Annotated in this window: 10 protein-coding genes and 1 pseudogene; 3 read left to right on the top strand and 8 right to left on the bottom strand. The window is 41.1% G+C overall.

What is annotated here, in order from left to right:
• Positions 1 to 61: 61 nt before the first annotated feature.
• From ACY8D0_RS10750 to ACY8D0_RS10720, 7 genes are all read right to left on the bottom strand, one after another.
• A complete protein-coding gene (locus ACY8D0_RS10750; protein ID WP_462410501.1) occupies positions 62 to 1,531 on the bottom strand; it encodes a glycoside hydrolase family 140 protein in 1,470 nt (489 codons plus the stop codon).
• A 272-nt stretch (positions 1,532 to 1,803) separates the two neighbouring features.
• Positions 1,804 to 3,090, bottom strand: a complete 1,287-nt coding sequence (locus ACY8D0_RS10745) for a glycoside hydrolase family 140 protein (protein WP_462410500.1) — start codon at positions 3,088 to 3,090, stop codon at positions 1,804 to 1,806.
• Positions 3,091 to 3,176: 86 nt separating this feature from the next.
• Complete coding sequence (locus ACY8D0_RS10740; RefSeq protein WP_462410499.1) at positions 3,177 to 4,574, bottom strand: PTS transporter subunit EIIC; 1,398 nt, start codon at positions 4,572 to 4,574, stop codon at positions 3,177 to 3,179.
• A 76-nt stretch (positions 4,575 to 4,650) separates the two neighbouring features.
• Positions 4,651 to 6,156: a glycerol kinase GlpK gene (glpK, locus tag ACY8D0_RS10735; protein WP_462410498.1), complete on the bottom strand. Its 1,506-nt coding sequence runs from the start codon at positions 6,154 to 6,156 to the stop codon at positions 4,651 to 4,653.
• 12 nt (positions 6,157 to 6,168) lie between these two features.
• On the bottom strand, positions 6,169 to 7,134 hold the full coding sequence (locus ACY8D0_RS10730) for a transketolase family protein (protein ID WP_462410497.1): 966 nt from the start codon (positions 7,132 to 7,134) through the stop codon (positions 6,169 to 6,171).
• The gene (locus tag ACY8D0_RS10725; RefSeq protein WP_462410496.1) at positions 7,131 to 7,961 is read right to left on the bottom strand and encodes a transketolase; all 831 of its coding nucleotides are present in this window, start codon (positions 7,959 to 7,961) and stop codon (positions 7,131 to 7,133) included. The genes ACY8D0_RS10730 and ACY8D0_RS10725 overlap by 4 nt, the downstream gene beginning before the upstream one ends.
• 15 nt (positions 7,962 to 7,976) lie before the next feature.
• The gene (locus tag ACY8D0_RS10720) at positions 7,977 to 9,413 is read right to left on the bottom strand and encodes an L-fucose/L-arabinose isomerase family protein (protein ID WP_462410495.1); all 1,437 of its coding nucleotides are present in this window, start codon (positions 9,411 to 9,413) and stop codon (positions 7,977 to 7,979) included.
• A 356-nt stretch (positions 9,414 to 9,769) separates the two neighbouring features.
• On the opposite strand from ACY8D0_RS10720, the gene ACY8D0_RS10715 reads away from it, so the two are divergent.
• Entirely contained in the window at positions 9,770 to 10,807 is a 1,038-nt protein-coding gene (locus ACY8D0_RS10715; RefSeq protein WP_462410494.1) for a LacI family DNA-binding transcriptional regulator, read from the top strand.
• Positions 10,808 to 11,060: 253 nt separating this feature from the next.
• On the opposite strand, the gene ACY8D0_RS10710 is transcribed toward ACY8D0_RS10715, so the two are convergent.
• The gene (locus ACY8D0_RS10710; RefSeq protein WP_160723735.1) at positions 11,061 to 11,531 is read right to left on the bottom strand and encodes a DinB family protein; all 471 of its coding nucleotides are present in this window, start codon (positions 11,529 to 11,531) and stop codon (positions 11,061 to 11,063) included.
• Positions 11,532 to 12,057: 526 nt separating this feature from the next.
• On the opposite strand from ACY8D0_RS10710, the gene ACY8D0_RS10705 reads away from it, so the two are divergent.
• Together ACY8D0_RS10705 and ACY8D0_RS10700 are read left to right on the top strand one after the other, a co-directional pair.
• Complete coding sequence (locus ACY8D0_RS10705; protein WP_462410493.1) at positions 12,058 to 12,465, top strand: GNAT family N-acetyltransferase; 408 nt, start codon at positions 12,058 to 12,060, stop codon at positions 12,463 to 12,465.
• Positions 12,466 to 12,745: 280 nt separating this feature from the next.
• Positions 12,746 to 13,935: pseudogene (locus ACY8D0_RS10700) on the top strand (IS110 family RNA-guided transposase).
• Positions 13,936 to 14,270 lie beyond the last annotated feature (335 nt).

Raw genomic sequence — 14,270 nt, 5'->3', positions numbered from 1 at the left:
CCTTTTATGGCAGTTTCTTAAGTTCTCAACTGGGGAACTTAATGTACTCTATTATTTTTTATCACCACATAAAAGTTTTCTTGATTTCAGGAGGTACCGGTAATTCTCCATAAACTTTGGCTTTGCCGGGAATGGTTGATTCATCCCTTTTACTTTCTATCACACATACCCAATCCTGCTCCATTCCATGAGTCGGGGTTTTTACTTTTAGGACATCCCTGTAAAGATCTAAGCTGATTGCTTGATCGGTGACAGCATTCTCTTGTGTATAGCATTGGCCATCTCGGGGATTAAACCACCAAATTTGTAAGTCTTCTGTTTTTAATCTACTTAAATCGACCGTTTCTTCTCCGCCTGAAGGGAAGTATAAACAAGCAAATTTCCCCTCCCTCTCTACACAGGCCTGGATGTGTTCATCTGTCACATCTTCCGGCTTCTCCTTTTGATCCATTAGCAATTCCTGACAAGGAATACATTGACTTAAGTCTCTAGATTCCAAAAAGTCACGCAGAATTTTCATCTGCCATGCGCCAGGCTGGTCCAAAGCTTCAAACCAAGAATATCTTCTGAAACCGTCTCTTTCTTTTTCCGAAATCATCCAGCACACGGATGGATGCCCATAGGTATGACCAAAGGACCCAGCGAACAAGCTCCAGTAGGCACGTTTCCGTACCATCCATCCCCCGTGGAAATCCGAACCAATTGGCCAAGTGGTTGGCATTTGTTCATAGGCAGGTTCCCCGTCAAAAACCGGCATAGGGTTGTTTCTATTATAATCATTTTTGACAAGTACATAGTTTTTCGGTGTTAAGCCATGCCCTGATTGAATCATAATAAAGGAGATCCAAGCTTCCTCATCTGTCCAATATGACATGGTGGAACATTCCCCAGTTTCTGCTTCATGGCAGGCATGATAGGTGATGAGCAGCTTCTGCCAATCAGGGTCCTTTTCATTATGTTTCAAGTCCTTTTGAAGCACTCCGTTCGCAAGACCCTCAGCCATTTTCCGCCAAACATCCTTGTAATCGACGCCAAGATGAATAGGCTGCCTGTCCCCGCCTAGACACCAAACAATATTGGTTCTGTCTTTATAGCGATTGCCAATCCATTTACCGTATTGATAGGCATTTTCCCCCGTCACCATTTTCTCCGAAAACTCGCCTATCCAATTATGGCCCACCACAAGTTCTCCCCAGACAGGCAGTAAAAGAACATAAAATCCATATTCCGCCGCTTTGTCGATGATCCAATCCAAGTACTCAAAATATTTTTCATTCGGAGTGGTCAGATTATCATTTAGTAAGGCCTTTTCTCCAGCTGGATTCCTCATTTCCCTATCTTGCTCCGGATCCAGTGCACAAATTTGCAGGACAGTAAACCCTTGGGATTTTCTTTTTTGCATCAAGTATTCTGCATCGTCCCACTTTAATCTTTGTACCATTGTCCAATCCGTATCTGCCAACCAGATAAACGGTGTGCCATCCTGATGGGTGAAATATCTTCTATTCTCTGAGATTTTTAAAGGTTCCACCTTTTCCTCCTCCTTAGATAAAGGCTATTAACGACAGGTCTAGCGGTTTTTCCAAGTGTTCAGTCGCTTATAAAAACTATTAACGACCGGTCCAGCGATTTTTTCAAGCGTTCGGTCGTTTATTGAGGCTATTAACGACCGATCCAGTGATTTTTACGAGCGTTCGGTCGTTTATTGAGGCTATTAACGACCGATCCAGCAGTTTTTACGGACGTTTGGTCGTTAATAATAGACAATAAGCTGTTACTTTCTTCTGGTCTTCTATTAGCGATTTAAAGTTTTTTCTCCCCAATAATTAACACATCTGACTCAAACCCATGCATATCAAAAACGGTTATATCGTCTTCAAAGGAAGCGCTCAATTCTCCAAACCGGCGATGTTCTAAATCGATGATGGTGAACTCGTAATCTTCCAAGCGCTGATCCAATTTTAGGACGGTATTCACCGGTACATAAATGGCAACCTTCGTTAAATCCTGGCTGCCGGAAACTCTGATTTCCTCCGTATTTTTTAACACGAGATTTTGAGGCTGCAGGTCATAGAGATTAAATAATTTGAATACCTTCTTGGCAAAAGCATAATCCCAGGCCCCTTCAAACTTTAAGGCATCCTTCCAATCATAGGGTCTGTCGAACGCTTCGCCTACAAGGCCAAAACCTTTGCCCTGCTTGTGCCAACTCCAAATCCCGTGAGCACCATAAGTAACACCCGCGCTAGCACCCGATAACAAACTTTGCCAGGCTGCTTTCCTCACATCAAACCGATTAAATCGCCCGTATAGATTTCGGCTATAGCCCATTTGTTCATAACAAGGCTCCGAATTAAGGGAAGGCCTTTTGACTGGCTTGTTGTTAAACTCTTCTGCGAGTTTGTAGGACATGTTCTGGAATTGAATATTATGGCCCGACTGAAACATATAAAAATCTAATTGTTCACTATTTAAAAACTCATCCGGTATATCCATCAATCTTCCTCTTATATGAAGAGTAGTGATACAATGCGGACTTAATTGTTTGATGGTATGTAAGGCCCGGGAGTAATATTCTGTGGCACGTTCTGTTGGAAAATCCGTATCGCCGCTCACCACATAAATAGAATCATATTTTGAAAATCTTTCTCCTACATATTTCACATAATCTTCCACTACGTCTAGCGGCATATTATTCACATCACTAATTTGCGATCCCCATGTATCAGGCACATAGTTACACCACAATAGCACGAGGGCCGGGACAAACCCTTTCTCCACCGCCATGGCCACCATCTTTTCAGCCCGTTCAAAATAAACGTCGTTTCTCTTATAAAAATCGAAAGAACCATCCTCTTTGTAGGCAAACGGTTTGATCGTCAAATCCGTTTCACTGGCATCCCACTGTTGGAGCAGATTGATTTGGAGCACATTAAAGCCTTGTGACTTTCGATAGTCGAGATAATAATTCCATTCTTCTAATGTGGCGTTGGTAAAGGCACTCCACACGGTATCAGCTAGATAAAAGAATTTTTCGCCTTTTTCCGTTTCTAAATGCTGTTTATTTTTTGAAACTCTTAATTTTACCAAAGATGTTCACTCCTCATTGAATAGTGAAGAAGGAAGATCGTTCTTGAACGATCCCCCTCCCCTGCTCTGTGATTAATATGTTGGTTCTATGCTGCGTTTTTTTCAGCTTGTTTGGCATCCATTGCTTTGCTATGGCCAAATAGGAATGTAAGGATAAACGCTGATGCCAGCGATACCACTAACGATAAAACAAATCCATAAAATTGGGAAGAAAGACCATCAGGGTTAATGAACATTGGGATCCCAAAAATACCACCTGAGGCGAATCCTCCATACATTTTAGCACCGAAGAATCCCGCTGTTGCACCACCGAGGCCTCCGCCAATACATGCCATGATAAATGGACGTTTAAGCGGCAAGTTGACACCGTAGATGGCCGGCTCGGTAATTCCTAAAAATCCAGACAAGGCAGCTGTGGTAGCTAACGATTTTAATTTCGTTTGTTTTGTTTTGAAAATGATGGCTAAAGCGGCACCAGTTTGAGCAAAAACCGTACAATACAGCAAACCGTTAATTGGGTCGTGACCAATAGTGGTAATATTGTTGATCATAATCGGGATAAACGCCCAATGAAGTCCGAACATAACGGCAATTTGCCAAATTCCAGCCAGCAACAGGCCTGTAACAACTGGGCTTAATGAATACAAGCCCATAGCACCATCGGCTAATAATTTACTAGCATTAACAGAAAGCGGTCCAATTACAATAAACGATAATGGCACGATAATGACCATAAGGAATAATGGAACAAAAATCATTTGCAAGGATTTCGGTATGACTTTCAAAAGCACTTTCTCCAGTTTAGCTGTAAAGAAAGCTGCAAGGATAATCGGAATAACGGATTGCGTATAATTCATCAGGACAACTGGAATGTGAAGAAACGATAACGAACCGCCAGAGCTATAGAGTTCAACCATCGTAGGATAAACAAGGGTAGCCCCGATCGATGCTGTAATATAGGAATTCGTTTTAAACGTCTTACCTGCTGAGAATCCTAGCAGAATCGGCAAGAAGTAAAAGAATGCATCAGAGGTGGCATATAAAACCTTATAAACGCCCATTTTGTCCGTCATCCAGCCAAGGACGGTTGCAGCCACTAGAAATCCTTTTAAAATACCGGCAGCAGCCATGACGCCCATAACAGGCATAAACAAACCAGACATCAAGGATACAAACCTGCTAAATAAAGTCTTCTTTTCACCTGAGTCATCTGTATCAGTATCATCTTGGGCGGTTTCTTTTCCTAATAATTTCGTGACTTCAGCGTAGACACTCGGAACTTGGTCCCCGATGACCACCTGATATTGCCCGCCACTTTTGACCACCGTCATGACTCCGTCGATTCCTTTGATCACGTCCGTGTTCGCAAGAGACTGATCTTTCAGGTAGAATCTTAAACGGGTGACACAGTGGATGACGCTTTTGATATTTTCCTGCCCGCCCACTTCTTGAACGATTTTTTTGGCAAGTTTTTGATAATTCATTTTCAATCCTCCAATCAATTATATAGGGATTTTGAATAACAACATCTGCATAGTGAATACGTTTGCATTTTTACTCTCATAATCTAGAAAAAGATTCACTTTTACCTAATACACCAAACACAGAGTCCTTCCAGCCTTGATAAAACTGATCTCTTACCTCACTAGCCATCAACGGATAAAACAATCTGTGTTCAGAGGGCAGCTGAACAATTTCGTCTGTGGATTTCCAGATGCCTGCTCCTAAACCGGCTAAGTACACAGCGCCCATTGAAGATAATTCGGCTACTTGTGAAGCCGTTACTTCTATATCCAGCATATCTGCTTGATACTGCATCAAGAATCGGTTACGGGTTGCTCCCCCATCCACATTTAAACTTTTTATAAGAATGTTAGATTCGGTTTGCATCAGTTCAATGACATCTTTCACCTGATAGGCGATGCTTTCTAATGCTGCCCGGACAATGTGCGCCTTGCCTGTATTTCGGCTCATTCCCAAAATCGCGGCGCGAGTATAAGGATTCCAGTAGGGGGCTCCTAAGCCGACGAAGGCAGGAACAAGATAGACGCCTTGATTATCCTGTAAGGAATAGGCCATATCTTCCGTCTCTTCCACCCTCTCAATCAAGCCAAGCTGGTCCTTCAGCCAATTGATGACGTCTCCCGTACTATTAATAATCCCTTCAAGTGCATACTCTACTTTACCATCTAATCCCCACGCGATGGATGTCACTAAACCATTGGTTCCATTTACCAAGTCCCCTGTGTGCATCATCACGGAGGTGCCTGTTCCATAGGTGGCTTTAGCCATCCCTGGTTCAAAACATTTCTGGCCAAACAAAGCGCCTTGGGAATCTCCAATGACACCAGAGATGGCTAGGGCGGTGAACGGAAGATCGGGGTCCTCCGTTACACCATAGAGATCATTGGAACTTTTCACGACAGGAAGCATGGTTCTGGGAATATCAAACATCTCCAATAACTCATCATCCCACTGTAAGGTCTCAATGTTGAAAAGAAGTGTTCTGCTGGCATTCGAATAGTCCGTTGCATGAACCTTTCCAGATGTCAGTTTCCAAATGAGCCAGCTATCAATCGTTCCTAGCAGCAGCTTGCCTTCTCTTGCTTTGTCTCTCCCACCGCCCACATGATTCAAAATCCAGTTAATCTTCGAGGCTGAAAAATAAGGATCTGCCTTTAAGCCGGTTTTGGATTGGATTTTTTCTTCGTACCCCTGTTCCTTTAGCTGTTGACAAAAATCAGATGTTCTTCTGTCTTGCCAAACGATTGCGTTATATACCGGGATTCCGGTTTCCTTATCCCAAACGACAACCGTTTCTCTTTGATTGGTAATCGCTAAAACTGCCAACTCTTCTTGCGAGATGCCAGAAGTTTGAACCGTTTCCTTCAATAGTTGTTTAACATTTTCATAGATTTCAACCGGATCATGCTCGACCCATCCTGTCTGCGGATAGTGCTGTGTATGGCTTTTCGAACACTTATGGGTGATTTGCCCTTTTGCATTCACAAGCAGCACTTTTGTTCCGGATGTACTTTGGTCAATCGCGAGGATCATTTTTTCCATATGATTACCTCATCATTTTCCAACCATTGTCATGGCGATTTTCCTTACATTTTCCACACTCAATCCGTAATACTCAAACACTTCAGCTGTTTTTCCGGCAATAGCTGGTTCATCCGGCAGACCCAGAATCTTGATTGGAACCGGGTGGCTTTGCGATACCACTTCTGCTACCGCTGAACCTAAGCCGCCATAGATGCTATGTTCTTCGATTGTAATAATCTTTCCGGTTTCCTCGGCTGCTTTTACGATTGCCTCTTTATCTAACGGCTTAATCGTATGCATGTTGATCACTCGGCAATCAATGCCTTCCTGCTGAAGGGCTTCCGCAGCATCTAATGCAATTCGGACGATCTCACCCGTGGCGATGATGGTAATGTCATTCCCCTCTTTCATCGTAACGGCTTTACCGATTTGAAAATCGTAATCTTCCGAGACATAGCAATCTTCAACTGGATTGCGTCCAATTCGAAGATAAACTGGCCGATCGTATTCCACCAAGGCTTCCATCATTTTTTTCGCTTCATGGCGGTCGGCCGGCATCATCACATCCAAACCAGGAATGGCCCGGGTCACGGCGATATCTTGAAGAGAATGGTGCGACATGCCAAGCGCGCCATAACTAACACCGCCGCTAATGCCGATTAGCTTTACATTTGTACGGGAATACGCGACATCTACTTTAATCTGCTCGATACTTCTCATGCTTAAAAAACAAGCAGGCGACGCCACGAATGGTTTTTTACCGGAAGCCGCTAGGCCTGCAGCCACTCCCACAAGATTTTGCTCGGCAATCCCGACCTCGACGATTTGCTCCGGCAATTCGCTGCCAAAGTTCGCAAGGGAAGCGGAACCTCTGGAATCACTGGTTAAGACTACAATATCTTTATTTTGTTTCGCTAAATTTAATAAAGTCTCACTGATGGCTTGACGATTGGCGATTTTATTTCCTTTCGCACTTTTTAGAGCAACGTGACTCATTGCAGCACCTCCAGTTGCTTTGAAAGTTCTTCCATGGCTAATTGATATTCTTCTTGGCTCGGTACGTGATGGTGCCATTTCGCTACATTTTCCGCAAAAGAAATGCCCTTGCCTTTGACGGTGTTGGCCACAATCAGGGTTGGCTTTCCAGCCGTTTTTGGCACATTCTCCAATACATCGACCAATTGTTCGATATCATTTCCATCGACCTCGACCACTTCCCAGCCGAAGGCCCTCCACTTATCGCCAAATGGTTCAAGGGACATCACATCTTCCGTACTGCCTGTGATTTGCAGCCGATTCCGGTCAATGATGGCGACTAAATTATCAAGCTTGTAATGGGAAGCTGCCATCGCGCCTTCCCACACGGAACCCTCCGCTTGCTCGCCGTCTCCCATTAAGGTATAAACACGATACGATTTTCCGTCCATCTTGGCTGCCAAAGCCATGCCAACAGAAACCGGCAGGCCGTGTCCCAATGCACCTGTATTCATTTCTACCCCAGGCACCTTATTGTTGGGGTGGCCAATCAACCGGGTATTAAACTGCGAGAACGTTTTTAGTTCCTCTTTTGGGAAGAATCCCTTATCCGCTAAAATTGCCCAATACGCTTCAACCGAATGCCCTTTGCTTTGCACATACCGGTCGCGGTCCTCCCATTTCGGGTTTTTGGGATCCACATTCATAATGTGATAGTACAGAACGGTTAAGATGTCGGTACTGGAAAGAGAACCTCCCGTATGACCGGTCCCCGCCTCATAGATCATCGTGAGAAGGTCCATGCGGATTTCTGTTGCTTTTCTTTTTAAAAACTCCATATCGCTCATTTTATTCCACCCCCATCATTTATTCAGGTCGCTTCCACGCAGCCAAGCTCTAATTTCACTCTCTGTCGGGTCAACCGGGTCCGGGTTCAAACCAGGAATATATTCGCACGCTTCAAACAGGACAGGGATCACGTTGGCATGGACACCTACGGAATGATGAATATACGGACCTTTGACCAATTTTTCTTCCCATAATGGCCAATCATTGACTTCGACCCAAACATAGGAACCTCTTGTGAATGGCCCTTCGATTCCTTTGGCTTTTCCAAGGAAGATCGAATACTCGCCATGGTCGCCGTCAAAACGGGCCAGTGTCATGTCCCCACCCTTAATTTTCCCTTCATGCGTGCCTGGAGAATGATCATCAAACAAGAAATGCTTATTTAATTTGGGCTTTTCCTCCACGCTCATCGACACCGGAAAGTTTCCACAATGGAACAACAATTCCCCATTCGGATTTTCAGGATGGCGGACCGTGATATCAGCAAAGAAGGTTGGCAAGGTATTCATCGTTGCCGCTTGCACCATAATCGAAGTAATCGCTCCATGAATATCCGTTTCACAGGTGACCGGAATTTGTTCATCGGTTAAAATCGCATTGGCCAGACAAGGCATAATTCCGATCAGATCCTGTAGAGCCGACCAGCATTGGATGGCAATCGCTGTACTCCTTGTATCTGCTGCCAATTGCTTCATGGCTACTTTTAAGGAAGCAATTCTGCGGACATCCTCTTCTGTAACCGAACTCCAATCCAGCTGCTCTTTAATATAACGGATGGCCGAATCAAGCTCTGGGCTAGAGGTTTTTTCGACTTTCAGGGTTGCCTTTTTCAACTCATCAAGGGTGATCGGATGAATTTGAATCCCGAATGTTTCTAATAACTCTCCTTCATTGCAAATGACAGACCAGAAATCAGAAGGTCTAGTGGAAATCTGCAAGATTCGTAGATTGGTAAAATGCTTGACGACATTGGCTGCCGCAATAAAGTTCTTGAAACCGCGTTCAAAAACAGGACTATCCACACTAGAATTGGTGATATAAGTGAATTTGACGTTAAATCGTCTCAGAACCTTACCGGTTGCAAAAAGCCCGCATTGGGTATCGCGAAGACGCATTCCATCTTCCAGCGGCGACTCGTCCCTAGGTCCCCAAAGCAAAACCGGTTTGCCGATCGCCTTGGCAATTCTGGCGACAATGTCTTCTGTTCCAAAGTTGCAGTGAGGGAAGAACAGGGCATCGACTTCTTCGTCTCTAAACCGTTTGATGATGGCTGCCTCTTCTGACCTTTCGAACAGCAGCCCTTCATCATTGATCCCTTCCAAGTCGACGATTTCCATTTCCAGGCCGAAGCTTTCTATTTTTTCTCTAATTAAATGTTTGAATTTCAACGCATCTTCTTTACTGAATACAGATCTCCTAGTCGGAGCAAATCCCAGTTTGATTTTTTCCATACATGATGCCTCCAGATAAAAAATCACTAAACTTTTTAGCTTTTCCTTTAAAAAAATCGCTTTCAACTGACTAAACTTTTAGAATTTTAGTTCCTTAATCAGAATAATAGCCCGAAAGATTATGACAGTCAATATAAATTCAATAAATTATTTTAGTCATTTTTGTGGCATTTTTATTAAAAACAGCTAGAAAGTTACTATTAGTCCATAAATATACCGCTTTTACTTCATATTTTCTTAATACTTAAACGAAAAAACTAAATAAACAACTAAACAAACTAAACTGCAAGTGGTATAATAAGAAAAAAGACGTTTAGATAAACAAAAATATTATTTTAGTCGGGTGGAAAGGCATAATGAAAATAGATGAAATTGCTAAACTGGCAAATGTTTCAAAATCCGCTGTATCTTTAGCGCTGAATGGAAAAAAAGGGGTTAGTGAAAGTACTCGTGAGAAAATCCTAAAAATAGCGGAGGCAAATGGTTATATTCCGCGCCCAATCATCCGGGCGGAACCATATCCTCAAACCACTTCCAAAATATTAAGGTTTGTGGCTGTCACCAATGTGGGGATTGTGACCGATCAATTTCAGTCACTGCCGTTTTTTACGGAGTTAATCAATAACATTCATAACCAAATCGTTTCTAGTGGTTATTCCTTACTGGTCTCCCCTTTACATGCTGAAAACCTATATGAAGAGATTTCAATTTTAGAGGGCGAACAAAAATCCGCTGGTATCTTGTTGTTGGGAACGAATTTAACGCCAGAAGAAATTAAAGTGATCGCAGAAGTGCAGCCGAATTTAGTGGTGGTAGATACCTGTTTTGATACAATGAATACGAACTTCGTACTCATGAACAATGTGTATGGAGCCTATCAGGCCGCACAACATTTAATGAAGATGGGCCATACTGAAATCGGATATGTAGAATCCAATATTCGAATGTACAACTTTGATAAGAGAAAAGAAGGATTTTTCCAGGCCCTTACGGAGAATAACGTAAACATAAAGGAAACCAATTATTATTCCATTTCGCCTACGTCCATTACTTCTCAGGAAGACTTTATCGAAAAGATGAAGGACCGTAACGAACCCTTGCCAACCGCCTTGTTCTGCGAAACGGATTATATGGCCATCAGCGTCATGAAATCACTCTCAGAGTTAGGCATTCAAGTGCCGCAGGACATTTCGGTTGTAGGATTTGACGATATTGTCGAATCGAGGGTGATTACGCCTGAACTAACAACCGTCCAAGTAAAAAAGGACAAGATAGCTTCATTAGGTGTCGAGATTTTAATTAAACAGATTGAAAATCATGACATGGATAAAATAAAAGTCTATGTGGATACGGAACTGATTGAAAGGAATTCATGCAAAGATCAACATTCATAAGACCGAAAGATGAAAAAAAAGTTAACGGGTTCTGTTTCCTATCATAAACATTAAAAATGCAAGTTAAAATGAGTGCCAATTTGTATATCAAATTGACACTCATTTTTTTCGGTTTAAAACCATTTGTAATGATATTACTTAAATAGGAAAATATATACTAACGGAGCAGGTTAATTGAAGAAGGGAACACTTTAAAAAACCAATACGCAATAAAAATGGTGCTTCACCACTGTGAAAGCACCAATATTACGCACTAATCCCAAATACGGATTCTTGGAACACCTGCGGTTCTTAAATAATCTAATAACTGACCAGTATGAACAGATTCGTGATATGCAATGCGTAGGAGCATATCCCCCAAGTCTCTTATGTATCCTGCATCAGAACGGTCAATCTTAATATTTGTTAAGTCTTCTTCAGAAAATGATCTGATTGTATTTATGAATTGATTACGATAGGGTTCGGCAAATTCCAATTCAGAATTTACAGAACTAAAAGGTCTGTTTTCAAAAGGGGAATTAAAAACGGATAAACTTCCTTGATTTTTAAGTGCCAGGTGATAATAATGTTCGCTTTCCAGTACGTGCCTTACCATTTCTAGACAATTCATTGCTTCATTATCTGGCTTCCAACTTAGTTTTTCTTCAGGAATAGATCTCCAGACTTTTATGCTTCTTCTTCTAACTTCATTTAAGTTTAAAATAATTAATTCTATTGAATTCATAAAAGCTCCTCCTTTGATAAGCATATTATAATTATACACGAATAAACGTTCGCGCCATTCTGAAGGAGGAATATTTTACAATATTTAGTTGTACTTTATACGAACGGTGCAAGAGAAAAAGGTGCGATTTAAAGGATTGTTTCATTGTTGTTGAGCTAGCTGGCATTTATATGTAGTATAATTTTCCTCAGTATTTAACGTAAGTAAAGATACGAAAAATGCCATATTTGTATCTTTGTAGACGCATTATATATAGTAAGTAATTATAGTTATTAACGTTAACAAACATAGGACTTTACTTGGAGGGGTGGATATGAAAGGCTTGCATGCCAATGAAACAACGTCTTCAGCCTTTCAAGACCAAACGTGCCCACGGAGGCTCCAAGTCTGGTCCTTAAATGCTCTTCTATGGTTACATGTAAACATAGATAAAAGGTACTTTCTATCAATCTTTTTAGGACTGATACTATATATAAGGAGCAGTTTAGTTGAATAAGCAATGAGAAAAAATTCAGGAGGTAATTTTATGGTGAAATATATAAATTATACGACAGAACCCCCTATTAACTTTGACCAATTACTAACCCTATATGAATCTTTAGGATGGAATTCACTTAAATTAACAAGTAATGATTTGGAACGAATGTGCAATCAAAGTTGGTACGCCATTTACGCATTTGATGAAAAACAATTAGTGGGTATGGGACGTGTTATTTCAGATGGTGTAATTACTGGAGTAGTTTGTGGATTATGTGTTTTACCAAGCTATCAGTACGAAGGAATCGGCAAAGAAATGGTGAATCGAATAATTCACCATTGTGAGCAAAATCGGGTAATTCCTCAACTAATGTGTGTGGAAAGTTTGGAACCATATTATGAAACCTTTGGGTTCAAAAAATTTACCATTGGTATGTCCAAAAATATAAATAGATAGATTAACTTTCTTCTTGAACTAACGGGGGCGTTCGTATTATAAGGTTAACCAGTTTTTACTGGTTGACCTTTTTTTAATAGACTCTATTATATCAGTAGCCAGGGTAGGACGTACGGGTGCGTGGGGCATTGATCCCGTCAACTAAACTGTCCGCCCCCTACTTGTAGAAACATGTTTGAGGCTGGTTGGGACGTAGATCTCGTATTACAAGCGAAGCTATGATACTTCAAGATGGAATAGGGGTTACTGGTAAGTAATTTGAGAGAGGAAGAGATAAATTATGAATCCAGTAGTTGGTCTGGATGTTTCAAAAGGGGAAAGTCAAGTTCCAGCATTTTTAGATAAGGGTAAGCCTTACAGAAAAAGTTTTAAAGTATCGCACATCAATGAGGCATTAGATTCCTTACTTCATTTTTTGAAAGAGGTAGAAAATGAGTCAGGGATGGAACCGACGGTAATATTGGAATCAACTGGACATTATCACGTTCCTATAATTCAGTTTTTAGAGGAACAGAATTACTTGTATATTATGGTCAATCCATTACTGTCTTATCAGGCAAAAAAATCGAGTTTACGAAAGGTGAAAACAGATGCGATTGATGCTTTTCACTTATGTGAGCTGTATTACAAAGAAGACTTGGAACCTTATAAGAAAAGAGGTATCCAACTCTTAAACCTTCGTAATCTTACTAGACAACATGAAACAATTACGGGGCTATATGTGCAAGCTAAATTACAGTTTCATGCCATATTAGATCAAGTATTTCCTGAATATAAAGGGAGTTTGGAGATATGTATTCGAAAGTCTCTTTAAATACTTTATTGGAGTTTAATACGTCCGAATCTGTGTTACAAGCTGGGGAATGTAATTTAACAGATAAGATTGCGGGATTATGTTTAACTCGTTCAGAACGTTGGGCACAAGAAAGGGCGAAGAAACTGATTGAAGCAGCACAGCGTAATCCATTCAAAAGTACATTATATCAAAGTCATTTGATAAGTCTTGAAATGTATATTCAGTACCAAGAGCATCTATCAAAGTTAGAAGATCAAATAGATGCCCTTGCAGGAGAAATTGAAGAATATAAGATTATCCAGTCGATCCCTAGTATCGGAGAAAAAATCGCGGCAACGATTATTTCTGAAATTGGAGAAATCGAAAGGTTTAATCATCCTAAAAAACTAGTTGCTTTCTCTGGAATTGATCCAAGTGTACATTCGTCGGGTAAATTTACAGCGACGGTAAATCGGATCACCAAGAGAGGCTCAAGTAGATTGCGTCATGCCTTATATATGGCTGTACTTTGTGGGATTAGAGGCTCTCGTAATAAGAAGCTCAAAGAGTTCTATGATAGAAAGAGAGACGAAGGAAAACCTTCTAAAGTAGCAATGATTGCATGTACAAACAAACTTATTCATTGGATTTATGCCCTACTAAAACGCAAAGAAACTTTCCTCGATTTGGTATAGGAGATTCAATTAAGTAATACATAAAAAACCTTCCAATACGGATGAGGAAGGTTATTTGGCATGAGCATTTTTAGTATATCATTAACTGTATAATAATTTTATAGAAAAATATTGACATCCTATTAGCTGGTTAGTGTAATAATCAACCCCAAAAGTGCATATTAAAAATAGGCTCAGTGTTAACTGAGCCATTTATTTTTTATTGCAGAAACGTCTACAAAAGGCTGCACAATCTGGGCTGCATTTTCGATTGCATTTTCAGGTTTTGTGATTGGAAACGGATCCCATTAAAAAATTGCCATCTTTTTTTGCCATCTTCCGTGGATAAAAAAAGA

This window comes from Neobacillus camarae, assembly GCF_054950115.1.
The sequence above is the reverse complement of the archived record's forward strand: the minus strand, read 5'-3'. Positions and strand labels throughout refer to the sequence as shown.